The following is a 22,591-nucleotide window of genomic DNA, read 5'->3' on the forward strand; positions in this document are numbered from 1 at the left end:
TGTGAGTGCGACACGTCCTGTTATTGACGCGGTAGTTGAGCATTTGCAGACGGCCATTCCATGGGTCATCGTGGAAGCGTTCCCCGAAAGGCCGTCTGAATACCAGTTTATCCACCCGACCGGTGCGATTTTGGTGGGCTACGGTGGCAGTAAGTTCACTGATTTGGAACATTTGGGCAACATTGCCCAGCAGCGCGACATGACGCTGGTGTTAACCGTTATCGGAAGCAATCTGCACGGCGATGAAGGCACGCTGGCGATTTTAGACGAAGCCCGGTTGGCGATTGTCGGCTTCCGCCCTCCAAACTGTCTGCCGTGTCATTTATTGCAAGAGCGTTTTTTAAACGAAGATGCCGGTGCATGGCAGTATGAGCTGACCGTTCAGACGGAAACTCAACAAGTCGAAGTTTGTAAGCCCAATACCAATCCCTTGCTCATTAAGGTGCATGGCCGCTTGAATGGAAATGCATTAAACCCTGATTTAAAACCTAAGGAGAATTCATAATGGCAGCAACCTATCATCATGGTACGGAGACCATCCGTATTGACGGTGGTTCTAATCCTGTCTATACCGTTGACGGTGCGATTACGGCTATTGTCGGTACTGCACCAGTCGGTGCGGTCAACGAATTGACTGTGTGTCAAACCAAGAAAGACTTTGCACAATTTGGCGGTGAGCTGACCGGTAAAGGCTTTACTTTGCCTGATGCGGCCAATATTTGGACACGTTATGCTGCTGGTGTGGCTTATGTGATTAACGTGTGCGATCCCGCACGCCATAAGACCCAAGTACAGAACGAAGTATTGACCGTCGACAGCAATACCTTGACGGCCTATACCGCCAAACCTGCACTGCTTGCCGGTTATGCCCTGACTGACGGCGCATCCGCACTGACCGAAGGCCAGCACTACACCATCAACACGCTAACCGGCGAGATTGTGTATAAAACCAAACCGACCGCCCCGAAAATCAGTTACAGCTACGTAGACCCGACCAAAGTAACAGAGGCCGACATCATCGGTGCATATGTCGCGGCTACCGGAAAGCGCACGGGCTTGGAGCTGCTCTCAGAAGGCTACAATCGCCAAGGTGCAGATGCCAAAATCATTATTGTGCCGAATTACGACAAAACGGCTACCGTCGCCGCCAAAATGATTACTGTGGCCGACAACCTGAATGCAATTGCCTATATCAACGCACCTGAAGGCACGACCTTGAGCAAAGCTCTCGAAGGCCGTGGACCATTGGGTACGATTAATTTTCAGACATCAAGCGACCGTGCCGAGCTGTTTTTCCCGCATGTGATCGGTCTGTTGGGTATGGAATCACTGGCTACCCACGCTGCCGGTCTGCGCATGAAGACCGATGTTGAGCAGGGTTATTGGTTTAGTAAATCAAACCGCGAACTCTTGGGCGTAACCGGCGTGGAAATCGGTCTGACTGCTCGCGCCGACGACCCGCAGTCCGAAACCAACCGTCTGAATGAAAAAGGCATTACGACTGTCTTCAATTCCTACGGTACAGGCTATCGTATGTGGGGTAACCGCCTTGCCTGTTTCCCAACTACTTCTCACATCAAGAACTTTGAGGTAGCCCAACGTACCGGCGACTTGATTGACGAGTCCATCCGTCGCGCCGAATTGCAATATGTCGACCGCCCGATTGACGAAGCCTTGCTCGACAGCCTGCTGGAAACCGTCCGTACCTACATGAGTACGTTGCCGTCCATCGTCGGCTTCTCTCTGAGTTTGGACTACGACTACGATTTGGTCGACGCATTCAGCAAAGGCCAAGTCCCCATCGTTTATGAATACACGCCGAAAATTCCGGCCGAACGCCTGACCAATACTTCGGTAATGACCCGCAAATATCTGGCCAACTTGGTCAGCGGCAATTAAGGAGCTGAAACATGGCGCAATTAAATGCAATTTACAATGCCAACGTCTATATCGACGGCAACAATCTACTGGGCAAGGCGGCAGAAATTACCGCGCCTGAAGTCGAGTTCACCATGGATGAAGTCACCGGCTTGGGTCTTTTCGGTACGATCAAGCTGCCAAGCGGCATGGAGGCTTTGGAATCCGAAATCACATGGAACAGCTTTTATCCCGAAGTGGCCGCACGCAGCAAGAATCCGTTTAAAGCGGTGCAGCTGATGATTCGTTCTAACCTGCAAACATTCGACGCAGCAGGTTTGCAGAAAGAAGTGCCGATGGTCACTACCATGACCGGCACATTCGGCAAAGATGCGTTGGGTGGCTTTAAACCAAAGGAAAAGGCAGAGTTTTCAAGCACTTTCCATGTAAATGAAGTCCGCCAAGTCGCTGATGGCCGAGAGCTCTTCTACTACAACTCCTTCAATAATATTCTGCGCGTGGACGGCGTAGATGTATTGGCACAGATGCGTAAAAACATCGGCGCATAAGTATTAAAACACATTAAAAGCCGGTTCAGACGGCCTTTGGCAGAATTGCTGTATCTTTCTTGGGTACAGCAATTTTTTATTGATTTTCAAAAGGATTAAATGATGACTGAAGCACAAAAACTGCAAGAAAACTTGGGTGCAACCAAAACTGTAAAGCTGAAATATCCTGTACGTTTGGCGACGGGCGAAAACCTGACCGAACTGAAACTGCGCCGTCCGCGTGTGGGTGATTTGCGTGCTGTGGCGCACTTGAGCAGCGATGCCGAGCAGGAGTTGACGATTTTCGCGCGCATCACAGGTTTGGTGCCTGAAGATTTGGACGAGCTGGATTTGTATGACTACAAACAGGTGCAAGACTGGTTTCGTCGCTCACAAGAAGACGAAGCCGCTGCTGAGTAATAAAGAAGCCGATGAGCAGCTTTTGAATGCTGTTGCTGATTTGGCTTGGTGGTTTGGCTGGAGTGTTCAAGAAGTGTATGCCATGCCGCTTGATGAGTTTGAAGACTGGCAAAAAGAAGCAGCCCGCCAAATCAAGGCGGGCTACAGGAAGTCTTCAATTTAGTTTCGGGTAAAAAATTTATAGAGAATACCCAAAAAGGCGATGAGTAATATTACTGGGATTAAAGTGAGCGGAGCGAAAATGCCGTAAGCAATCCCCATCGCCCAATTTCCTTTAATGCTACCGATTATGAATCCTAGAAGGATTGCTGCTGAAACCAGTTTTTCAGCTGGGAAATCGATAGCAAAATCAAAAAATTTATTCATTTTTAAATCCCTCAATATCTACTTAGGATAATAAATCATGTCCGCAGATTTGGCAATCGGTGTAAAGGTCGGTTTTGCTGCCGGTGCAGCGATTTCAGGTCTGAAAAGTCTTAAAGGTTCAATCAAAAGTCTGAATGACGAACAACAACGCTTGTCTGCACGGCAACGTTTGATTGGTCAGACTTTGCAAAATCCGCTGCGGATGTCACGGCAACGCGTAAATGAATTACGGCGTGAATATACCCAACTTGGCACAGCTATCGATAAAGTTCGTAAAAAACAACTCAAACTTTCCAATATTGATACAAAACTTGGTCATCTGAAAGAACAGCGTGGAAAAATGCGCGAACAGGTAATGTCAGTTGTATCAATTGGTGCGACGGCTGTTGTCCCGGTCAAATTGGCCATGGACTTTGAATCTTCAATGGCTGATGTGAAAAAAGTCGTGGACTTTGATACACCACAGCAATTCAAGCAAATGGGCAATGATATTCTCGCCCTAACCCGCAAAATTCCAATGGCGGCAGAGGAATTGGCCGCTATTGCTGCTTCGGGCGGTCAACTTGGTATAGCTCGGAACGATATTATTGGCTTTACGGAAACGATTGCCAAGATGTCGGTTGCTTTTGATATGTCCGCAGATCAGGCCGGTGAAAGTATGGCTAAGCTGGCCAATGTCTATAAGATTCCTATTGAGCAGATTGGTAAGCTTGGCGATGCAATTAACCATTTATCCAATAATAGCCCCGCAAAAGCTTCAGATATTGTCAATGCATTAGGACGTGTCGGTGGTGTGGCCAAACAGTTTGGATTGACTGAGCTACAGACTGCCTCTTTAGCAAATACTTTTATCAGTTTGGGTAAGTCTCCCGAGGTTGCCGGTACGGCAATTAATGGGATGCTGACCAAGTTGATGACTGCCGACAAACAAGGGAAAAAATTTCAAGCAACCTTGCAGATGATGGGCCTGGAATCAAAAGATTTGAAAAAAGCGATTTCCGAAAATGGGGAACAAGCTTTACAGGATTTTTTGAAGACGTTGAATAAGCTGCCTAAAGAACAACAAATGGGTGCATTGGTTGATTTATTCGGATTAGAGTACGCGGATGACATCGCAGTCTTGGCTGGTAATGTAGATCTTTACGAGAAATCAATCAGAGCTTTAAAGGATACAGGAAAAGATGGCAAGTTGAGTTTCGAAGGTTCGATGAGTAAAGAGTTTGCTGCTCGCTCAGAGACTACAGCTGCCAATTGGGAAATCTTTAAAAACAGCTTGAAAGAGTTGGGGATTGTTATTGGCTCGACATTACTACCAGCGATTAATTCTTTAATGTCATCTATCGCGCCCATTATTCATAGTATTTCTGATTGGGCGGCTGCCAATCCTACATTGACCCGTACACTGATTGGTTTTATAGGTGGTTTGGCCTTATTTAAAACCACGCTCCTTGGTGGTATGTTTATCGTTAATATCTTCCGCACGGGGATTTTACAGATTACCGGCCTGTTCATGCGTTTAGGCATGTTATTGATGGCCAATCCTATTGGTATTGCTATAGGCTTGTTAGCTGTGGCTGCATATTTGCTTTATGACAATTGGTCTGCTGTCGTTGGTGGTGCAAAGGCATTATGGCAAAGCTTGGTAACATTTTTCAGTGGACTTTGGGCAAAAATCACAGCCTTCTTCAGTAGTGGCATAGGCAATATTGCAGAAACCATTCTCAATTTTTCACCACTCGGTTTGTTCTATCAGGCATTTGCTGGTGTGATGAGCTGGTTTGGAGTAACCCTACCGTCAACCTTTTCCGGCTTTGGTCGGATGCTGATTCAGGGATTGATCAATGGCATTAAATCAGCGGCGGCAGCTGTATATAACACAATTGCATCTATCGGTAATTCGATTAAGGCAAAATTCCAGGCGGTAATGGATATCCATTCTCCAAGTCGTGAATTCCGCCGTTTCGGTGGCTTTATCACTCAAGGTTTGGACATCGGTATCCGTCGCACGGCCAGTCGGCCAATCGGTACTATCGGCACATGGGCTGGCCGTCTGAAAGACAGTTTTACGAACCGTGTCGGTCAGTTACGTGCTGATGTCGCTGCGCGTGTATCCGGTCATCGTGCAGATTTCGAGCAGGCGCGACAGGCTGCGTCCGCCCCTGGCGGTGTGACCATCCATTTTAATCCGACCATCAACGCGCCAGGTGGTAACCCTGCACAAATTCAAACGGCCTTGCAAATTGGTTTGCGCGAATTTGAAATGCTGTTTCAACGTATGATGGCCGACCGTGAACGGAGGGCTTTCTGATGTATGCAATGTTGGGCGATGTACGGTTTGAAACCTTGCAAAGTTTTTCCAGCTTGGAAGCGCAGCACTCGGCCAAGTTTGCCAAGCATGAAGTGCTTAAGGGAAGACCACGCCTGCAGGCGATGGAAAATGAGCTGACCACGCTGAGATTTGGGTTAAAGCTGCATTGGATGTTGGGGAATCCCGACACGGCCTACAAGGGCTTACTGGCTGCTCTGGAGGCGCAGCAAGCAGTGTCGTTGGTTTATGGTTCAGGTCGATTTGTCGGTTGGTTTGTAATTGAAAGCCTGACCGAGCGCACGTTGATTCAGGATAGCAAAGGCCGTACCGCCGCGCGTGAGTTGGACGTTGAGTTGACTGAATTTGTCGGCGACCCAAATAACCCACTGCCAACACCAGCGATTATCAGCGGCAAACAAAATCCATTACTATCCCTGCTGCCCGAGTCGGTTCAGGCACAGGCGTCTGAGGTAATCAAAGCGGTTGAGACAGGGGTAAAAATTTATAGGGCTGCAGAAAGTGGCATTGAACAAGTACGAGGCATTATTACAGCGGCGAAAGAGCTAAAAAATGATCCTGCCGGGCTTTTGCACTTGGTCGGTGATGCACTTGGTGTTGCTGCGCCGGTTCTACAAAACTTGAACGGCATTGGAGAAGTGACGGCTATTGTTGGTGACTTGACGAGCGCAACAAAACTGGCAGAGCAGCTCGGTATGGCTGGAAATGCGCTTGGTAATACGGTTGCAAGCCTAAGATCGGGTTATGAGAGCGGTTCAGTCGGAGGTTGGTTGGATGCCGCTGGGTCATCCATTATGACGGCAACAGAGGCGATGGCGAACGGAGCGTCAGCAGTTGAAACTTTGACTGGATGGCTTGCAACACGGAGTGATCAATGAGTGCAGTTTTACGTTATATAACTAAAGACGGTGACCGCTGGGATTTGATTGCCCATAAGCACTACGGCAACGCGCTACTGATTGACGGCCTTATTGCGGCAAATCCGCATTTGCCGTTGGCGGAAGAGTTTGTCAGCGGCTTGACGGTGTTTGTGCCGGTGCTGGAAAGCAAACCAAAAAACAGTCAGGCCGATTTACCGCCTTGGCTGCGTTAAGGCCGTCTGAAAAGGAAGAACATGAATATTTCGTCTTTATTGTCCGGCTTGGCCGTGCAAGGCGGTTCGGGCGGCACACACCCGGTAACCAAGCCGGATTTCACACTGAGCTACGAAAACAAAGACATCACCGGCGACATTGCACCGTATCTGATTTCCTTCGTTTATACAGATTATCTTGAGGGGCAATCTGATGAGCTACAGGTAGAATTTGAAGATACCGACGGCCGCTGGCTGCGTGGCTGGTATCCTGAGCAAGGCGATGCACTTGCGTTGAGTTTGGGCGACCAATTTACCGGTTTGGTGGCATTGGGCAGCTTTGAGATCGCTGAAATTGAGTATAACCATCCTCCATCAACGGTAAGCATGAAGGCTTTGTCTGCAGGTATCAGTAAAGCAAGCCGTACCTTAAAAGGTCGTGCGTATGAAAATACCACGCTTGCAGAGATTGTTCGTCAAGTGGCAGGCCGTTTGAAATTGCAGCTTACCGGGCAAGTTAAAGACATCAAAATAAAACGCGTAACTCAGTATCAGGAACGCGACGTTGAGTTTTTAAGCCGGTTGGCCAAAGAGTATGGCCACACCTTCAAAATTGTCGGGGATAAGCTGGTGTTTACCGATAATGCTGCCCTGAAAGAGCGTGAAGCCGTGGTGGTGTTGAGTCCAGAAGATATGATGAGAATTCGTCTACGTGACTTGATTAAAGGCGTGCCAACCCAGGTTGAGATGCGCGGTTATGACCCGAAAACTAAAAAAACGGTGTCTGCTAAGCGGAAAACAAAACCTTTACGCCCAAATTCTAAACGTGGCCACACTGGTGACACCTTGAAAATAGTGCCGAATAAAGGAGAGAGCCAAGCGCAGCTTAATGCTCGTGCCGATGCCAAACTGGCTGACGCACAAGACGATCAATGTGCCGGAAACATCACGTTGTTCGGCAATGCGCTGCTGGTTGCAGGGCAAACCGTTAGGCTGAAAAACATGGGTAAGTTTTCCGGTAAGTATCTGGTGAAGCAAGCGCGGCATGAATATCGCAGCAACAGTGGCTACACGACAGAGCTGGAGATTAAGATGATTGAGTATATTGATGACGAGGAGCAGCAGGATGCAACAAACCCATGATTTCGGGGCAACCCTACAATTCGGCGTGGTATCGGCGGTAGATGAAGCCGGTCACAATCTGCGCGTCAAAATCCCTGCTCTGGAAGACATGGAAACTGACTGGCTGCCGATGGTTACACCGGCTGCTGGTGGCAATCAGTTTTACAGCCTGCCCGACGAAGGTGAGCAAGTTGTCTGCTTGCTGGACGCTCGCGGCGAAAACGGCTGTGTGATTGGCGCAATTTACAGCACGGCCGACAAGCCTCCTGCAAGCAGTAAAGACAAATGGATACGCCGATTTAAAAATGGCACTGTGATTGAGCATGACCGTTCCAGCGGGGATGTTTCTGTTCAGACTGACGGAGTGGTTAAAATTAAAGCTGGAGCCAAAGTGTCTATCGACACTCCAGAAACGATGGTTAGCGGAAATGCGACAGTCAATGGATTGTTGACTTATACAGCTGGTCTGTCAGCAGTTAATTCAGGTGGTGGTGATGCTGCAAATATTGAGGGTACTATGGTAGTGAATGGTGAGATTATCCTCAATGGGATTTCTTTGTCCCAACATAAACATACCGGGGACTCTGGTGGTAAAACTGGTTTACCTGAATAGTCTTTAATCCGTTTTAAAATCAGTTTTAGACGGCCTTTCATAAAATCCCTGTATTCATTACGGATACAGGGATTTCTTATGCAATTCGACACGCCGATTTCCAAACACTGGCAGCTCGCCCCCGGCGACAGCGGCTTGGCTCAGGGCGTGGACGATATTGATCTGTGTATTCATAACATTTTGTCTACGAGAAAAGGCTCGGATGTAACTCGTCCGGACTTTGGCAGCAACCATTTCGATTACATCGACACGCCGGAAGACGTGTTTGTGCCAAATATCGTACGTGAAGTCGTATTGGCTATTCAGACATGGGAAAAACGCGCCGACGTCGAAGACGTAACCTTTAGCGGCCACGCCCCACACATCACCATGACCGTCCGCTGGCGTGTGGCCGATGATGTATCGGGCGAGGTCTATAGCACGGCTGTGAATTTGGAGAATGCAACGTGGATTTAAGCAATTTAAAGCGTGAAGACGTCAAGGTCGTAGATGATGATTTGCAGACGATTTTGGCCGATACCATTGCTAGATATGAGCGCGACAGTGGCAAAACCTTGCAACCGGCTCATATCGAACGTTTGCTGATTAATGTGTACGCCTACCGTGAAGCATTGACTCGTCAGCAGGTGAATGAAGCCTACCGCCAACAGCACGTGCGCTTTGCGACCGGTTTGATGTTGGATTTATGTGGCGACGATGTGGCCACGCCACGATTGGAGGCACAACCTGCTCTGACAACATTGCGATTTTCGTGTGATGCCAACTTGTCTGCAGAACAGGTTTTTATACCGGTTGGTACTCAAGTTAGCGTAGGTGAACTGACTTTTAAAACGACCACATCGGCAACTTTGTCATCCAGCCGTAATACGGTCGATTTACCGGCGCAATGCACAATAACCGGAACAGCCGGAAATGGCTGGACAATCGGTCAAATCAATACTTTGGTCAAGCCACTGCATGATGAGATTGATGTTGAGGTCAGCAATATTACTGTATCGTCCGGCGGAGTTGTTATTGAGAGTGACGACTCCTACCGAGAGCGTATTTTGCTTGCCTTTGAAGCATTCTCAGTCGGCGGGCCGAGAAAGGCTTACGAGTATTACGCGCGCAGGGTTTCACAAGCGATTGTTGGTGTCCACGTCGGCAACGATGTTGATTCTTCCGGAAACGCGATTGGTGGCACGGTAGCCGTTACGTTGCTGACAACTGACGGACTGCCCGGCCAAGAATTGATTGACAAGGTGTCAGCGGCATTGAGCGATGAGACGGTACGTCCACTCTGTGACACTGTGATCGTACGTGCGCCAGAAGTGGTGGAATACAAAATTGATGCCCGCTTGGTGCTGTTCAAAGGAGCTGATTCAAAATCGGTCTTAGCTGCTGCCAGTGCGGCTTGGTCAGACTATGAAACCGCCCGCTATTCCAAGCTCGGCAAAGATGTTGTGCCTTTGGATATTCAGACGGCCTTGAAGGTAAGCGGCGTGTACAACGTCATTTTGTCCAATCAGTATGGCGAATTGCGCGACAGCGATGTCATTTTGATTGCACCTAATCAATGGGCGCGGTGCGTGTCATTTGGGCTGTCCGTCGATATGGAGCAGCAGGATGGCTAAGCTCAAATATGCCTTAATTATCGACCAAGACCCACGATTTACGCGTTTGGCTAATCTCAGTAATGGTTACAGACGACTCACACTCACTAAGCTCATGCCACGTTTGCTTGAGCAAGTAGATGATAAACACCTTGAGCTGTTGGCCGAGAGCCGAAGCATGGTTGGCTCAGACGGTTATTGGTTGGCCAAAGACAATAAAACCCGTCGCAAGCTCATTAAAGATGCCGTATTTTTGCACCGCCGCAAAGGTACACCTTGGGCGGTGCGTGAAATCTGCCGCCGTTTGGGTTTCGGCGAAATCGGTCTGATTGAAGGGCTTGGTGGCCAAATCTACGACGGCAGTATTAATCACAAAGGCATTTATATGTATGGCGACCACCGTTTGTGGGCGCATTACTCAATTACTTTCAGTCGACCTATTACCAATACAGAAGCCCGTCTGTTGCGGGAAACACTTCCGGCCTTTGCACCAGCACGCTGCGTGTTGGTGCGTTTGGACTATCAGGACACGCCGCTTTATTACAACGGCAAAGTCAATTTTGACGGCGATTACAATTTCGGAGCAGCTTAAAGATGGCAACAATACAAGAAAATAAAGTCACCCCAGAATGGGTGGACGACTTATATCAAATCGAAATGACCGACCCAGTTATGGGAGGGGCAGATGGTGTAGCGAATCGCCAGGCTAAACAGTTGGGGGCGCGAACACAGTGGTTGAAGAAGAAGTATGAAAATCAAGAAGATGAATTTAATGAATATAAAAAATCCGTTGAATCAGCTACAGAGCTCAAGGCAGGGATTACTAAACTAACTTCTGACATCGTGAAACATAAGGATGATGGTGGTTATGCAGTCACTCCTAAAGCTATTGTGGATTATCTCGCTTCCCAAAGTGTATCAGTCAAAGATGTAAATGAATTAAGAAACTACGAAAGTAACGGTTTATATGTCAATGTGAGTGGTTATTACGCGTCTACCCCTGGTATTGGTGGTGGGCTGTTTGTCGCAGCCCCAAATGACAAAACCAGTGTCGACAATGGCGGTACCATTATCGTTGCCTCCAACGGTATGCGTTGGCACCGTCTGCATTTTGGTGTCTTAAGTTTACGTGATTTTGGATATGACTCCAACCGCAACAATGAAGTTGCTGCATTTAACGCTGCTGATACTGCTGGTTTAAATGTAGTGATGGATTGTTTAGGATTAACTATTGATGTTGGCAATAACTATCCGCATGGCAATAAATATACAAACGGAAAATTTAACATCAACGGAAAAATTGTTGATGTGCAATATCAGACACCCCGCACGGGCATTGGCCGTTTTATTACTGGTTCTGGTGCAGCAGCCAACCTCAAATCGAATGAATGGACCGGTGCAGGTTTAATCGCTATTGGCGAAGGCGCAATGGGGCAGATGGAAAAATGTGTTTCCGCAATCGCTATTGGTGACCGTGCGCAGGGCTTTTCTAAAGTAAGCAGGGACAATATTGCTATTGGGGCTGACAGCTTAATCAACGTACAAGCTGAAACAGAATGGTATGACCAGTCAAAAATAGCTGGCACGCGCAACATCGGCATTGGCGGCAATGCAGGCCGTGGAATCACAAGTGGCTTTTCAAATGTCGCAATTGGGCGAAATGCCGGGCAAGGATTGAGTACAGGGATATCAAATATTGCACTTGGCGCAGCTGCGATGGCTGGTACTGCCCCAGTCGGTTTGACTGGCGACATCGAAGTTTTTTGGCCATCCCCAACCTCAAAAACAATCGCAATCGGCGAATCCGTACTGCAATACTATCAAGGCCGTTCAGCTCAAACTGCCATTGGCGGGGGTGCTGCGCGAAATACAAAAACAGCCGAAAAAGTTACCGCAATCGGCGCGGCGGCAATGGAGAACCTGGAAAGAAACCGCGCCCCAAATGGCGGAGATGTTGTCTGGACGGGAACGGAATCAGGCACCTACGCCCAATCTGGAAAAAACATCACGCTTACATTTCCAAACATTCACGGTGCACAAGCGACTTATTGGGTGGGCATACGCCTTACATCAGGCACAGCGCAAACCTTACAAAACGACGTCGTACCGGCTCAGGTCGTATCGGTGAATGGCAATACATTAATCATCCAAAGCCCAAAAGAGCTGACCGCCACCGGTGCGGCCGAACTGAAATACGTTTATTCTGCAAATTCAACCGCTACTAAAAACGAAGAGTTGACCATCATCGGCTCGAACGCGATGAATAAGGCATTGACCGCAGGATACTCAACTATCATCGGCGCAGATGCCGCGTTGTTTGGAGACAATTATCTAAAAACGACCGCAATCGGGGCGTCATCATTGCGAACTGGCACCCATATTTCAACCACCGCTATTGGGTATTGGGCACTGACCGGGGCAAGTAGTGAGCAATGCGTTGTTATTGGTGATAGCGCTGGCTATCGAAACGTTCAAGGCAACTTTTTAACCGGAAAAATAACAAACTCCATCGCAATCGGATATGGAGCACGAATAAATGGCGACAACGAAATTCAAATCGGCACGACGGGGCAAACTTTATATGCTCCGACCTCGGTGAACATCCGTTCTGACGGCCGCGACAAAGCAGATGTTAAGCCGTTGATGAACGGTTTAGATTTTGTAATGAAGCTCAAGCCGATGACTGGCTACTACGACCGCCGGGATTCCTACGTTGACGAATTATTCAAAGACTTGGCGGCAGACGAACGAGCGGCCAAAGTCCGCGAATGGTGGGCGAACCCAATCAAAGATGGCAGCCATAAAGAAGATCGTTTGCAGCATTGGTTTATTGCCCAGGACATTGCTGCGCTGGAAGATGAATATGGGCGATTGCCAATGGTAAATAAAACAAACGATACCTACACCATCGAATACGAAACGTTCATCCCCGTTTTGACTAGAGCCATTCAGGAAATGGCCGCAAGAATTGAAACATTAGAAACCGAAATGAAGGAATCGAAAAAATGACAAGATGCGTGATTGACCAAGACGGTTTGTTCGTAGAGGAGCAATATTTTGATGACGGCCGCCAAAGCATTGAAGCTGAAATTCCTGATCTTGCACAATATCAGGCCGCTCAGTGGGATGGACAAGGTTGGCAGATAATTCCCGACTATCGTGGATGCGTAGTTTTTGCCGGTGGGCAAGAGCAGGTATGGGATAAGTTAGGTGATTTGCCCGATGGCGTCAGCCTGACCCCGCCTGAATCGGCAAATATTGACGGCTTAAAATCCGTAAAACTCGTTGCATTAAATGCTGCAGCTCAGGCTTTTATTAACAAGCACGCCGGTATCGACAGCGTACCTGAATTTGAGTTTGCAAGCTGGTCAATTCAGGCCTCCGAAGCAAAAGCTTGGCAGTTAGATAAAACCGCGCCAACTCCGGTGCTTGACGGCATTGCCACAGCTCGCGGTATCCCTGCTGATACACTTAAGGCTGCTGCGTTGCGTAAAACGCTGGCCTATGAACAACTTGCCGCCCATGTGGCAGGCCAGCGCCAAGCGCTGCAAAGCAAGATTGAAGCTGCTAAGAAACAATCTGATTTAGACAAAATCGAGATTGCATTCTCCTTGCCGGAGGCCGTCTGAAAATGGCAAAAGTCTATTTGGCTTTATATAAAGGCCGCAAGACGATAAAAACGCCCAAGGACTTGGCTTTCCGCATCATCGAATGGGTAATACGCAAAGTTACCGGCGGTCAGTATTCTCACTGTGAAATTGCAGTGCCGGTAGCGTTTTCAGACGGCCTCTTTGATTGCTATTCATCATCTTTTCGTGATGACGGTGTGCGCTGCAAACGTATGCCGTTGCCTGCCGAAAAGTGGGATTTGATTGTGCTGGATAATCAACAAATTGTCATGGAGCGTCTGTTTTCTTTGTGGAGATGCACTAAGGGCAAGCGCTATGATTTATTGGGTGTGTTATGCGTGACATCGTTTTTCCGTCATGTTTTGAGGCAGTCTGCAGATAAATGGTTCTGCTCGGAATGGTGCGGGGAAGTAATGGGAGTAGCCGAGCCGTCATTATGTTCGCCGGTTGACTTGAGAAAGGCCGTCTGAAATGCAGCCAAAAACAAAAAACTTCACTCTTTATCGCGGCGACACGCACTTGTTTAAGGTGAGATTGACCGCTGAATCAACTCCGTTGGATTTGTCTCAAACGCATTTTCAAATGGATATCGTGGCCGGGGATGGTTCGGTAGTTCGTCCTGAAATCAAGGTTGCGGACAATTTGGTTGTATTACTATTTCCGGCCGCCTTAACCCGTAGTTTAACCTGGCTCCGTGCATCTTATGACTTACGTGCGGTTTGCGGAAATGTGGTTAAAACCTATCTGCAAGGCGAGATTCAAGTTAAACCGAGTGTAACGAATGTTGTTGTTGATTTGTCGGATGATGAGCCGGCCGCAGAGACAGTTAATGTTGATGTCAGCGGTCAGGCAATTATTGTGTTGCCGTCAGCTGGTAGCACAACTGATTCTGCGGTTATTGACGGTCTATTGGCCAAGATTCAGCAGCTTGAGGTAGCCGTTAAGGAAGCCGATGAAAGCTCTGAAATCGCAGCATTGTCTGAACAATTGGCCGTTGCTCAAGCGGCAATTAAGTCTGCTGGTTCATTAGAAGGCCGTCTGAAGTTATTGGAAAGTAACAGTGCGAATATTTCTGAACAGGCGGTGGAACTGGCGAAACAAAAGGCTGAGCTGGATAATGCATTGAATAAACTGGTTGAGTCTGATGCAACAGTTTCTGCTTTGAAGAGTCAATTGGAGATCTTGCGTATCCAGTTTGATTCAGCCAAGGGCAGTAATGAGATTGAAGCCCTACATCTGAAAATTTCTAAAGTAATGGCCGACTTGGAAGTTGCAAAGCAGTCCGCCGCCGCAGCTGAAGAAAGTGAGGAGTTGGCTGCGTTACAAAAGAAAATCGAAGACCTACAGACATTATCGGAAACACAGAGCAACATTACTGCTGAAATTGCAGAACTCAGAAGACTTCTCGGTTTACGTAAATGTGAAAAGATTCATTTGACCCAAGATTTATGGGCAGATGGCGGATATACATGGTTGGAGGCTAAGTTCAAGAATACTTACAATGATCCAAAGGTATATCTGGCTCTTGAACATAAAACGATGGTCGTCTTGTTCCTCAATCATAACTTTGGGGCAAAAACTGGCCGTAGCGTCAGAATTCGCACTAATTATGACAAGCCTAAGATTGACGTTGATTACTCTGTCTTCTTATATGTAGAAGAATGGAGCGATTCAACCAGTTAAAAGAGAAACGGCTGCGCGGCGGTGTCCTACCACCGTTCTCCGCGCCAGCCTCAGCAGTCCATACCTGCGTTAGCCTTTTTGACCGTACCTCGCGCGAGGCACGGTGATTCTATCACTAACGATAAGGGAACTGTGAAAAATGAAATGCCGTTGCAAAAATTGTTTTAAACTTTTGGCTGTTGGCCGTGGCTGCTTTGAAATTAAGTGCCCACGCTGCAAATTGCTGAATCAATTTAAAACTGAGTAATTCAAATCTGAGTGCCTTTGAGTACCTATACTTAATATATAAGGAGTAGTTATGACTCAAAAGCCTCTGCCTATCGTTCCATGGATGGGTGGCAAACGCCGTTTGGCAAAACATTTGTTACCCATGTTCCCCGAGCATACTTGCTACGTTGAGCTGTTTGCCGGTGGTGCAGCATTATTCTTTATGCGACCGCAACCAGCAAAGGTTGAAGTATTGAATGACTTGAATGGTCAACTTATCAATCTATATCGTGTTGTACAGCACCATTTTGATGAATTTGTGCGCCAATTCCAATGGACACTAACCAGCCGAGAAGTATTTGCAAGACTCCAATCAACACCTCCTGACTGCATGACTGATATTCAGCGTGCCGCACGTTTTTTCTATCTGCAACATAATGCCTTTGGAGGCAAAATTTGCGATCAGCACTTTGGAACAGCTACAACTGGTAAGGCATGGAATGCAGCTCAAATTGCAGATAAACTTCAAGTTGCTCGTAATCGGTTGAGTGGCGTATATGTGGAAAATGAATCATGGGAGCGTTGTTTTCAACGGTACGACCGAGAGCATACATTTTTCTACGCAGACCCACCGTATTGGCAAACTGCAGGTTATGATCGTTCATTTGGTTGGTCTCAGTATGAGCTGCTGGCCAAAATGATGCGCGAATGCAAGGGTAAAGTCATGCTCTCTATTAACGACCACCCAGATATCCGTGAATTGTTTAAAGGCTTCCGGATAACCGAACTTAACCTGGCATATTCTATTAGCCGAGAAAAGACACAAAAAACAAGTGGAGAACTGGTTATCTGTAATTGGTAAAAAGCGACGGTGTCGTCGCGTATAGGAAAAAATCCTGCCTAAGATTGGCAGGATTTGAAAATAGCTTTCACATTATGAAATAAAACAGCACTTCATTTTTCTCAAAAAATCGTCTTATTTATCTCGGCGCGCTTCAATTATCTGCGCCAGCGCAACTCGCCCGACAAGTTCGCGCAGCTCTTTGAGTGTCAATTTGTCCCGGACGGCGAGGGCGTGTTTCATTTTGCCGACCTTCAGGCCTGCGGCGTCGAATCGTGGGATTGGACTTGGTACAAACCAGACATGATGCGTCCAGCTGGGAATATCCCCGTATGGATAGGCTACGACCCGAGCTATACCGGCGACGCGTCCGGCTTGGTGGTCGCCGTCCCGCCGCAACGCAACGGCGAACCATTCCGAATTTTAGAAACGCACATGATTAATGGGGCGGATTTCGAATCACAGGCCAAAATCATTCGCGGCATGACGGAGAAATTCAACGTTACCAAAATCGTTATCGACGCAAACGGTATCGGCGCGGCGGTGTACGACCTTGTAAAAAAATTCTACCCGCCCGCCATCGGCATGACTTACACGCCCGACATTAAAGGGATGATGGTTTTAAAAACGCAGAACCTGCTCAAAAACAAACGTATCGAGTGGGACGCGGGAAAAATTGATTTGCAGATGGCGTTTTTATCCGTCCGACGCGCAATTACTGCCAGCGGACGGAACATTACTTACGAATCGACGCGCAGCAAAATAGCCAGTCATGGCGATTTGGCTTGGGCTGCGATGATGTTGTTTTATCAAGAGCCGCTGGACAATGTTGTCAGCGGACGTTTTGAGATTGATAGTTAAAGGATTTTTATGTCTGATTTAAATTCGACAGGCAATGAACCACGCACAGATTTAGAGATTTTCAGTTGGGGCTACGACGATCGTTTGTCTTGGCTCGGCGCGGCGTGGGAATGCGCCGACAACGGCCATTATTATGAACTGCCCGTCAATCAGGAGGACTTGATCGGTTTACTCCGAGTAGGCGTACATCATTCGTCTGCGCTGCATTGTAAACTGAACGTCCTAACTTCCACATTCGAACCGACCGCGCTGTTGAGCCGCGCCGAATTCAAAAAGCTGGCATTTAATTTCCTCGTAACCGGCAACGGCTATCTGTCGGCGGAGCGCAACCGATTCGGCAAGGTCTTGGGATTTAAAAACCGACTGTCCGTCTATATGCGCCGCTCTTCGAAAAATTACGACAAAGACGGCTATTTCTACCTGCGCAACCATGTTTTCGAGACTGCAGACTTTATCCCGAAATCGGATATTATTCATTTGATGCAGCCCGATTTGGTGCAGGAGATTTACGGCATCCCCGATTATTTAGCGGGTTTAAGTTCGGCAGAGCTCAACCACTCGGCTACGACATTCAGACGGCGCTACTACGACAACGGCAGCCATGCAGGCTTTATCGTGTATGCAACCGACAACAATATGAATAACGATGACTGGAATAATCTCAAGGACCAATTTAAAAAAGCGCAACGCGAAGGCAATTTCCGCAATGTCTTTTTGCGCTCGCCTGACGGTAAACCTGAAGGTATCAAACTGATTCCGATTTCAGAGGTTGCCGCCAAGGATGAATTTTTAAATATTAAAGGAGTAACCTCCCAAGATATGCTGACGATACACCGCGTGCCTCCTTCATTGATGGGGGTCGTCCCGACGGCGGCGGGCGGCTTGGGCGATGCCCGGACAGCGGCGGAAGTATTCGCCGCGAATGAAATCGAGCCGATACAGGCGGCGTTTCTCGAAGCAAACGACGCATTCGGCGCGGAGGTTTTTAAATTTAAGCCGTACACTTTGGCAACGGCCAAGGTGGATAAATAGGATAAGGCCGTCTGAAAAGTTTCAGACGGCCTTTTTTTATTTGGCGAAGTATTCATCCCTCATTCTGATGACTTCCTCCCGCTTGTAGAGGTTGTCCCGTCCCACCAACTTCGGCTGCGGTATCAGCCCCGCCCGGCGGCGCGCCCAAATGGTTGTCGTGGACGGCGGCTTTTTGCCCGGTATTGTCTATAGTTTCTTCACTTCATCCAACGTGATGTATTCACCCATTTTTGTTCCTTTCTTGTTGGTCAGTTTCGGTTAATCAGTTTGTCATTCATCGCCTGCGACGCTTTAATGGCGGCGCGGGCAGATTCGATGGCGCTTTCAACGGTGTCGTACTGCGGCTTGGTGTAGCGGACGGTTTTGGCGCGGATATTGGCTTCGTTTGCGGCCTTGATGGCGGCGAAGTCAAAAATAGGTTCTTGCGGAGTCAGTCCGCTGACGAGCGGACGGCGTAGTTTTTCAATACTGCGGATGTATTCGCGGTAGTTTCTTTGTTTTTTGCGGGCTGATTCGCTATGGAAGGCATTATCTTTCGCCGCTTTTTCGATTTTTTCGCGGGTTTCACGGCTCATGTATCTCAGCTCTTCGATATTGTCTAAATCGAGCATGTCTTTTTTATATTCTTTCGCCAATTCAGGACTTAAACCTGTCTGAACTAAATCAACGGCGGTTTGTACCGAAAATCCGTGTTTCCAAATAAGCCATTCTACAGGCTCGGTTTTTTCTAGGTCGGCCAGGGTTGCCGCTGCTGGGCGATTGATTAAATTTTGTGCAGATTCGGGGTCGAATTTCATTTTCGTAGAGTTATTGACACAAGTCCAAGCGGCGGCGATGCCGCCGTTTTTTTTCAAAACCCACGAATGGACGCGCGAAATTTCGACGCGTCCGGTTGCTTTTTCATAAACGCCCATGATACGGTCGGCAGGGATTTCACCGTAGCAGTTTGGCTCTTTCGCCTCTTCGCGGTACAGTCCGAGACGGACGTTTTTGCGCGATATGGACTCGCCGCCCAAAAGGACGGTAAAACGCATCCAGTCACCCATGTCGGCAGCCTGTTGGGCGAGCATTAAAAGGTCGTCTGAAGCGTCTGGGTTGATTCGGCGCAGTTCGCGCCAGATGGTAACGGGGCAGCCGCCGATTTGCTGGAACTGGCGGATACCGTGATGACTTGCCCATGCGTCCACGCGGACGGCGGTTTCCGCCATGCTCAACAGTGTGTCAGACTCATAGTCAACGCCCAATCCTTCACCGCTTTGACTTTTGCCGTCGATGTTTTTTGCGATATATTTGGCGATATAACCGGCAGCCGAGCCGCGCACCCAGTTGATGGCTTCAAAGTCAACGCGGGCAGAGGCGGGGCTTTGCTTCCAAAATTTAAAATATTTGGATTCCCAGAATTTCGCCTCGGTTTTCAGACCGGCGCGGATGGTGGCGAGCGTAGGCGCGCTGCCTTGTTTTTCACGGATTTTTGATTGGATTCGGCGGGCTTCCGCGTCCGCTTCTTTCGCAGTCGCCAAGTATTTCAAACCCAGCTCTTCGTGGTTTTCGCGGCAAGCGTGTTTTGCCACGACGCGGTGGAAGGTAAGGCGGTGTTGCTCTTCCATGAAGACAAGGCCGTGCCAGTGCGGCGTGCCGTCGTGATGCGGCTCGGCAACGCGGAAACCGTAGATTTTGATTTTCAGACGACCTAATTCTGCATTGATACGGCCCCATACTTTATTTAAGTATGCCTGCGCCTGCGACGGCGTTTCGCCGCTGAATTTCTCGTTTGGCTTGCCAAAGTGGTGCATACGGTGCATGCGGGAAGGGCAGGTAATCGTAAAAAATTCGCCGACGTGGTTTTTCAGACGGGCGATTTCCTCGAAGCCGCGAATACGCACCATCAATTCGGCGCGACGCAGGGCGGGATTGGATACAGAGACTTCAGACAAGGCCTCAAGCGTAAATTCTTGCCCCAGCTCATTGATGGCAATCATGGTTTGCAACATGGCAAGATTGCGACGCTTTTGAGACAGGCGGCGGAAAACCGCTTCATCAGAGGCATAAAGCCCTGTTTTGCGGGATACAAAGCCGGCCTCGCGGCGGTAGCGTTCGGCAGCGCGCGCGAAAATGCGGCGAAGCTGGCGACGCCAGAATTTAGGGGCTTTCAGGCGGGCTTCTATGGCTTCGGGAATTTTGTCCTTGAATACTTTTTTTGTATCGATGCCGTATTCGGAAGCGGCATAGTGGATCAGACCGGCGAGACTCCAGCCGATACGTTTTTTAAAATAGATGTCCTTGGCTGCGTTATCAGCAAGGACGCGGATGTCGTCGTCCGAAGCGTCCAAACCTGCCGAACGGACGGCAGGCGGCAGAATGGTCAGATTGTCGAGCAGGGTTTTCAGACCGTCTTCGGCGCGGACACGCGCAGCGGCGGGCTGAATGCCACCGTCCAATTGACGGACGACTAAATCGGTAAAGAACGAACGCGCTTTTGACGCCTCGGCAGGTTTCAGGCTTTCAAATCCTTCGCGCAACACAGGCGGAATCAGCAAAAAGGCTTTGGCGGCGTAGTCTTGCTGCGCCGCCTTTGCATTTGCCGTTTGAATTGATATGCCCATGATTTTTCCTAAGTGAAAAGGTCGTCTGAAATACCCGTCTGTCCGGGTGGTAACAAGAAATACTGCTTAAAATTATTCGCTCTCTGCCGGAGGAGGGGTTAAAGCGGTTATCGTCCCGATTGATTGAGTTCGCTTTGGACAAGGGCGCGGATTTAGTGAAATTGCTTGATATATCCGGCGGCCTCTAATCGTTGCCAGGTGGCGAAATCGGATGCTTCCGACTTCGCCCAACTCAATATCAAATTCTTCGATCATACGGTCTGAAACTTCAGGCTCGGATACCATCAGTCGATTATCGGTATCGCACCATATGTACTGGTCAGTTTCATATATCGGCATGGTTTCGTCTCAATAATTAAAATAATCTTGGATTCTTTCTTCGATTTCCGCGTCCAGCTTTTTCTGCTCGATTTTGTAGTCCACATAGAGCCAAGCAGCGAGAGCGGCGGCAAAAACAATGCCGATGATTGCGAAGATACTCATTGCCCCATCTCATGCGGGATTTCAGCGTCTCCGCCCATATGGTCGAAGGTTGGCGATTCGTAAACGCAGACAGGGTCAGTTGCAGGCAGCGTTTGCGGCTGTTCCGCTATGTTTCCGTGGGTCGAACCAAGCATAAAATAAGATGCGGCGAGCATTAGGGCGAGGATGATGTAGCGGATTTTGATTTTCATGATGTTTCCTTGTTTGGTCGGGTTCAGGCAGCTTTAAGGTCGTCTGAAACTGGGTTTACTTTCATTTTTCTGCCGGCATATACCGCGCGGGCTATTTTTTCGTCTATGCCTTCAAGCTGTCGGGCGGCTTCGGAAAGCTGGAGAACAGGCAAGCCCAAGCTGTACACTACGTTTTGCTGATTCAGCATATTGCCCAGTCGGGCGATTTCCTTTATCAACTTCTGACTGTCCTCCAGAGCTTTGCTTTGCTCCGGCGTAACCAGCCAACTTCTGACGACTTCCGTATCGTTGTAAGCCGCCAAAGGTTGACGGCCTGTATTTCGTTCTAAGAGCGCGTCGCGCTCCAAGCCGTTCATGATTTTTGCGTTTTTGGTTTTACTGCTTGCCAACGTTTCGCCGATATTTCGAATTGCATCAGCATGAGCTTTAGTCTTGAAAAGACGCGACTGCCGCCCTGAGAATCCCCATTTCTGGACGATTTCGCCGTTCATTTTGCTTTCCCTTTACAACAAATTTTTCTGACTGCTGCCGCCGTGTTGTTCGATGATTTCGTCTGCCGTCATCTGCGGCGGCACCAAGGCAGGGTTTTGATGCAGCGGGCTGGGTGGGGAAATGGTTTTGATGACTTCCGTTGATGCTACGCCCGACCAACCGCACGAAGCATTCAGGCATTGAATTGAGCTATAACGGAGGCGGTCTGTCATCTTCCGACTTGCCGTAACCTTGCAGCGGCTGCCGCAGCAAGGGCAGGTAATCTGTACCCGCATATTTCCGTATTCCGCCTTACTGATGTTGCGCTGCGCCATTTTCATTTCTCCGTTTCAGGTCTGCCGATGCGTCTTCAAAGGCACGCAGATATATTTCCGCATATTCCAAGGCAGCTTCGGCGGCAAATTCGCTCAATGACTTATTTGCAGCGCAGGCCGCAGATTCCATCAAGTCAAGCTCTTCGCCGAAAAATTTGACCTCGACGGCGGCTGTGGCTAATTCTTCCGGCGCGCTTGTTTTGGGGCAGGGTTCGGCGTGGACGTGTTGTTTGAGAGACAGTCTGCCTTCGATTTTGTGAATACAGTTTTGGCACATGACGTTTCCTTTTTTGGTTGATGCCGACTGTCCGGCGGGTCAAGCGTCTTTCCGCTTTGTCA

Annotated in this window: 28 protein-coding genes; 21 read left to right on the forward strand and 7 right to left on the reverse strand. The window is 48.6% G+C overall.

Going from position 1 to position 22,591, the window contains the following annotated elements; translation table 11 throughout:
• Window position 1 precedes the first annotated feature (1 nt).
• From HMPREF2865_RS10115 to HMPREF2865_RS12410, 5 genes are all read left to right on the forward strand, one after another.
• Window positions 2–505: a Gp37 family protein gene (locus tag HMPREF2865_RS10115; protein WP_070646946.1), complete on the forward strand. Its 504-nt coding sequence runs from the start codon at window positions 2–4 to the stop codon at window positions 503–505.
• Complete coding sequence (locus tag HMPREF2865_RS10120; RefSeq protein ID WP_070646948.1) at window positions 505–1,899, forward strand: phage tail sheath family protein; 1,395 nt, start codon at window positions 505–507, stop codon at window positions 1,897–1,899. Before HMPREF2865_RS10115 ends, HMPREF2865_RS10120 begins: the two co-directional genes overlap by 1 nt.
• Window positions 1,900–1,910: 11 nt before the next feature.
• Window positions 1,911–2,426: a phage major tail tube protein gene (locus tag HMPREF2865_RS10125; protein WP_049322393.1), complete on the forward strand. Its 516-nt coding sequence runs from the start codon at window positions 1,911–1,913 to the stop codon at window positions 2,424–2,426.
• A gap of 102 nt (window positions 2,427–2,528) precedes the next feature.
• Window positions 2,529–2,825, forward strand: a complete 297-nt coding sequence (locus HMPREF2865_RS10130; RefSeq protein ID WP_049322394.1) for a phage tail assembly protein — start codon at window positions 2,529–2,531, stop codon at window positions 2,823–2,825.
• Window positions 2,826–2,847: 22 nt separating this feature from the next.
• Entirely contained in the window at window positions 2,848–2,988 is a 141-nt protein-coding gene (locus tag HMPREF2865_RS12410; protein WP_232445004.1) for a GpE family phage tail protein, read from the forward strand.
• On the opposite strand, the gene HMPREF2865_RS10140 is transcribed toward HMPREF2865_RS12410, so the two are convergent.
• Complete coding sequence (locus HMPREF2865_RS10140) at window positions 2,985–3,191, reverse strand: hypothetical protein (protein ID WP_049322395.1); 207 nt, start codon at window positions 3,189–3,191, stop codon at window positions 2,985–2,987. The two genes, HMPREF2865_RS12410 and HMPREF2865_RS10140, sit on opposite strands and share 4 nt — an antisense overlap.
• A gap of 37 nt (window positions 3,192–3,228) precedes the next feature.
• Between HMPREF2865_RS10140 and HMPREF2865_RS10145 the strand changes: the two genes are divergently transcribed.
• From HMPREF2865_RS10145 to HMPREF2865_RS10220, 16 genes are all read left to right on the forward strand, one after another.
• Window positions 3,229–5,499: a phage tail tape measure protein gene (locus tag HMPREF2865_RS10145; RefSeq protein ID WP_049322396.1), complete on the forward strand. Its 2,271-nt coding sequence runs from the start codon at window positions 3,229–3,231 to the stop codon at window positions 5,497–5,499.
• Complete coding sequence (locus HMPREF2865_RS10150; RefSeq protein WP_070646950.1) at window positions 5,499–6,395, forward strand: phage tail protein; 897 nt, start codon at window positions 5,499–5,501, stop codon at window positions 6,393–6,395. Before HMPREF2865_RS10145 ends, HMPREF2865_RS10150 begins: the two co-directional genes overlap by 1 nt.
• Window positions 6,392–6,610 carry a tail protein X gene (locus tag HMPREF2865_RS10155; protein ID WP_070646952.1) on the forward strand — a complete coding sequence of 73 codons (219 nt, stop codon included), beginning with the start codon at window positions 6,392–6,394 and terminating at the stop codon, window positions 6,608–6,610. The genes HMPREF2865_RS10150 and HMPREF2865_RS10155 overlap by 4 nt, the downstream gene beginning before the upstream one ends.
• A 27-nt stretch (window positions 6,611–6,637) precedes the next feature.
• Window positions 6,638–7,732, forward strand: a complete 1,095-nt coding sequence (locus tag HMPREF2865_RS10160) for a phage late control D family protein (protein WP_070647206.1) — start codon at window positions 6,638–6,640, stop codon at window positions 7,730–7,732.
• Window positions 7,716–8,324 (forward strand): phage baseplate assembly protein V, encoded by a 609-nt coding sequence (locus HMPREF2865_RS10165; protein ID WP_070646954.1) that lies wholly within the window; start codon window positions 7,716–7,718, stop codon window positions 8,322–8,324. Before HMPREF2865_RS10160 ends, HMPREF2865_RS10165 begins: the two co-directional genes overlap by 17 nt.
• A 78-nt stretch (window positions 8,325–8,402) precedes the next feature.
• Window positions 8,403–8,780, forward strand: a complete 378-nt coding sequence (locus tag HMPREF2865_RS10170) for a GPW/gp25 family protein (protein ID WP_049322400.1) — start codon at window positions 8,403–8,405, stop codon at window positions 8,778–8,780.
• Between the two features lie 41 nt (window positions 8,781–8,821).
• On the forward strand, window positions 8,822–9,937 hold the full coding sequence (locus tag HMPREF2865_RS10175) for a baseplate assembly protein (protein ID WP_349267464.1): 1,116 nt from the start codon (window positions 8,822–8,824) through the stop codon (window positions 9,935–9,937).
• A complete protein-coding gene (locus HMPREF2865_RS10180; RefSeq protein WP_049332806.1) occupies window positions 9,930–10,508 on the forward strand; it encodes a phage tail protein in 579 nt (192 codons plus the stop codon). Before HMPREF2865_RS10175 ends, HMPREF2865_RS10180 begins: the two co-directional genes overlap by 8 nt.
• A gap of 2 nt (window positions 10,509–10,510) precedes the next feature.
• Entirely contained in the window at window positions 10,511–12,925 is a 2,415-nt protein-coding gene (locus tag HMPREF2865_RS12415; RefSeq protein ID WP_239669560.1) for a tail fiber domain-containing protein, read from the forward strand.
• Entirely contained in the window at window positions 12,922–13,545 is a 624-nt protein-coding gene (locus HMPREF2865_RS10195; RefSeq protein WP_049332808.1) for a hypothetical protein, read from the forward strand. The genes HMPREF2865_RS12415 and HMPREF2865_RS10195 overlap by 4 nt, the downstream gene beginning before the upstream one ends.
• Window positions 13,546–13,547: 2 nt before the next feature.
• Window positions 13,548–14,015 carry a hypothetical protein gene (locus HMPREF2865_RS10200; protein ID WP_049332810.1) on the forward strand — a complete coding sequence of 156 codons (468 nt, stop codon included), beginning with the start codon at window positions 13,548–13,550 and terminating at the stop codon, window positions 14,013–14,015.
• 1 nt (window position 14,016) lies between these two features.
• The gene (locus HMPREF2865_RS10205; RefSeq protein ID WP_070646956.1) at window positions 14,017–15,228 is read left to right on the forward strand and encodes a hypothetical protein; all 1,212 of its coding nucleotides are present in this window, start codon (window positions 14,017–14,019) and stop codon (window positions 15,226–15,228) included.
• 139 nt (window positions 15,229–15,367) lie between these two features.
• Window positions 15,368–15,475, forward strand: coding sequence for a Com family DNA-binding transcriptional regulator (locus tag HMPREF2865_RS12070; RefSeq protein ID WP_107831888.1), 108 nt, complete (start codon window positions 15,368–15,370; stop codon window positions 15,473–15,475).
• A gap of 51 nt (window positions 15,476–15,526) precedes the next feature.
• Window positions 15,527–16,297, forward strand: coding sequence for a DNA adenine methylase (locus HMPREF2865_RS10210; RefSeq protein ID WP_070646958.1), 771 nt, complete (start codon window positions 15,527–15,529; stop codon window positions 16,295–16,297).
• A gap of 213 nt (window positions 16,298–16,510) precedes the next feature.
• Window positions 16,511–17,137, forward strand: coding sequence for a phage terminase large subunit family protein (locus tag HMPREF2865_RS10215; protein WP_283120660.1), 627 nt, complete (start codon window positions 16,511–16,513; stop codon window positions 17,135–17,137).
• A gap of 9 nt (window positions 17,138–17,146) precedes the next feature.
• Window positions 17,147–18,169 (forward strand): phage portal protein, encoded by a 1,023-nt coding sequence (locus tag HMPREF2865_RS10220; RefSeq protein ID WP_070646960.1) that lies wholly within the window; start codon window positions 17,147–17,149, stop codon window positions 18,167–18,169.
• 248 nt (window positions 18,170–18,417) lie between these two features.
• Here HMPREF2865_RS10220 and HMPREF2865_RS10225 read toward each other — a convergent pair whose 3' ends face one another.
• From HMPREF2865_RS10225 to HMPREF2865_RS10245, 6 genes are all read right to left on the reverse strand, one after another.
• Window positions 18,418–20,772 (reverse strand): replication endonuclease, encoded by a 2,355-nt coding sequence (locus tag HMPREF2865_RS10225; RefSeq protein WP_070646961.1) that lies wholly within the window; start codon window positions 20,770–20,772, stop codon window positions 18,418–18,420.
• A gap of 348 nt (window positions 20,773–21,120) precedes the next feature.
• The gene (locus HMPREF2865_RS12420) at window positions 21,121–21,255 is read right to left on the reverse strand and encodes a hypothetical protein (protein ID WP_283120661.1); all 135 of its coding nucleotides are present in this window, start codon (window positions 21,253–21,255) and stop codon (window positions 21,121–21,123) included.
• Window positions 21,252–21,446 carry a hypothetical protein gene (locus HMPREF2865_RS10230; protein ID WP_070646963.1) on the reverse strand — a complete coding sequence of 65 codons (195 nt, stop codon included), beginning with the start codon at window positions 21,444–21,446 and terminating at the stop codon, window positions 21,252–21,254. The genes HMPREF2865_RS12420 and HMPREF2865_RS10230 overlap by 4 nt, the downstream gene beginning before the upstream one ends.
• Before the next feature lie 23 nt (window positions 21,447–21,469).
• Complete coding sequence (locus HMPREF2865_RS10235) at window positions 21,470–21,937, reverse strand: hypothetical protein (protein WP_070646964.1); 468 nt, start codon at window positions 21,935–21,937, stop codon at window positions 21,470–21,472.
• Window positions 21,938–21,949: 12 nt separating this feature from the next.
• Window positions 21,950–22,258: an ogr/Delta-like zinc finger family protein gene (locus HMPREF2865_RS10240; RefSeq protein ID WP_083309598.1), complete on the reverse strand. Its 309-nt coding sequence runs from the start codon at window positions 22,256–22,258 to the stop codon at window positions 21,950–21,952.
• A complete protein-coding gene (locus HMPREF2865_RS10245) occupies window positions 22,230–22,529 on the reverse strand; it encodes a hypothetical protein (RefSeq protein ID WP_070646968.1) in 300 nt (99 codons plus the stop codon). Before HMPREF2865_RS10245 ends, HMPREF2865_RS10240 begins: the two co-directional genes overlap by 29 nt.
• Window positions 22,530–22,591 lie beyond the last annotated feature (62 nt).

Origin of the sequence: Neisseria sp. HMSC073G10 (assembly GCF_001812605.1) — a bacterium.
GTDB lineage: Bacteria > Pseudomonadota > Gammaproteobacteria > Burkholderiales > Neisseriaceae > Neisseria > Neisseria subflava_A.

What these genes read in the sequence shown, in the direction of transcription:
- HMPREF2865_RS10120 (WP_070646948.1), top strand. Translation starts at nt 505, where the DNA reads ATGGCAGCAACCTATCATCATGGTACGGAGACCATCCGTATTGACGGT.
- HMPREF2865_RS10125 (WP_049322393.1), top strand. Translation starts at nt 1,911, where the DNA reads ATGGCGCAATTAAATGCAATTTACAATGCCAACGTCTATATCGACGGC.
- HMPREF2865_RS10130 (WP_049322394.1), top strand. Translation starts at nt 2,529, where the DNA reads ATGACTGAAGCACAAAAACTGCAAGAAAACTTGGGTGCAACCAAAACT.
- HMPREF2865_RS10140 (WP_049322395.1), bottom strand. Translation starts at nt 3,191, where the DNA reads ATGAATAAATTTTTTGATTTTGCTATCGATTTCCCAGCTGAAAAACTG.
- HMPREF2865_RS10145 (WP_049322396.1), top strand. Translation starts at nt 3,229, where the DNA reads ATGTCCGCAGATTTGGCAATCGGTGTAAAGGTCGGTTTTGCTGCCGGT.
- HMPREF2865_RS10150 (WP_070646950.1), top strand. Translation starts at nt 5,499, where the DNA reads ATGTATGCAATGTTGGGCGATGTACGGTTTGAAACCTTGCAAAGTTTT.
- HMPREF2865_RS10155 (WP_070646952.1), top strand. Translation starts at nt 6,392, where the DNA reads ATGAGTGCAGTTTTACGTTATATAACTAAAGACGGTGACCGCTGGGAT.
- HMPREF2865_RS10165 (WP_070646954.1), top strand. Translation starts at nt 7,716, where the DNA reads ATGCAACAAACCCATGATTTCGGGGCAACCCTACAATTCGGCGTGGTA.
- HMPREF2865_RS10170 (WP_049322400.1), top strand. Translation starts at nt 8,403, where the DNA reads ATGCAATTCGACACGCCGATTTCCAAACACTGGCAGCTCGCCCCCGGC.
- HMPREF2865_RS10180 (WP_049332806.1), top strand. Translation starts at nt 9,930, where the DNA reads ATGGCTAAGCTCAAATATGCCTTAATTATCGACCAAGACCCACGATTT.
- HMPREF2865_RS12415 (WP_239669560.1), top strand. Translation starts at nt 10,511, where the DNA reads ATGGCAACAATACAAGAAAATAAAGTCACCCCAGAATGGGTGGACGAC.
- HMPREF2865_RS10195 (WP_049332808.1), top strand. Translation starts at nt 12,922, where the DNA reads ATGACAAGATGCGTGATTGACCAAGACGGTTTGTTCGTAGAGGAGCAA.
- HMPREF2865_RS10200 (WP_049332810.1), top strand. Translation starts at nt 13,548, where the DNA reads ATGGCAAAAGTCTATTTGGCTTTATATAAAGGCCGCAAGACGATAAAA.
- HMPREF2865_RS10205 (WP_070646956.1), top strand. Translation starts at nt 14,017, where the DNA reads ATGCAGCCAAAAACAAAAAACTTCACTCTTTATCGCGGCGACACGCAC.
- HMPREF2865_RS12070 (WP_107831888.1), top strand. Translation starts at nt 15,368, where the DNA reads ATGAAATGCCGTTGCAAAAATTGTTTTAAACTTTTGGCTGTTGGCCGT.
- HMPREF2865_RS10210 (WP_070646958.1), top strand. Translation starts at nt 15,527, where the DNA reads ATGACTCAAAAGCCTCTGCCTATCGTTCCATGGATGGGTGGCAAACGC.
- HMPREF2865_RS10220 (WP_070646960.1), top strand. Translation starts at nt 17,147, where the DNA reads ATGTCTGATTTAAATTCGACAGGCAATGAACCACGCACAGATTTAGAG.
- HMPREF2865_RS10225 (WP_070646961.1), bottom strand. Translation starts at nt 20,772, where the DNA reads ATGGGCATATCAATTCAAACGGCAAATGCAAAGGCGGCGCAGCAAGAC.
- HMPREF2865_RS12420 (WP_283120661.1), bottom strand. Translation starts at nt 21,255, where the DNA reads ATGAGTATCTTCGCAATCATCGGCATTGTTTTTGCCGCCGCTCTCGCT.
- HMPREF2865_RS10230 (WP_070646963.1), bottom strand. Translation starts at nt 21,446, where the DNA reads ATGAAAATCAAAATCCGCTACATCATCCTCGCCCTAATGCTCGCCGCA.
- HMPREF2865_RS10235 (WP_070646964.1), bottom strand. Translation starts at nt 21,937, where the DNA reads ATGAACGGCGAAATCGTCCAGAAATGGGGATTCTCAGGGCGGCAGTCG.
- HMPREF2865_RS10240 (WP_083309598.1), bottom strand. Translation starts at nt 22,258, where the DNA reads ATGAAAATGGCGCAGCGCAACATCAGTAAGGCGGAATACGGAAATATG.
- HMPREF2865_RS10245 (WP_070646968.1), bottom strand. Translation starts at nt 22,529, where the DNA reads ATGTGCCAAAACTGTATTCACAAAATCGAAGGCAGACTGTCTCTCAAA.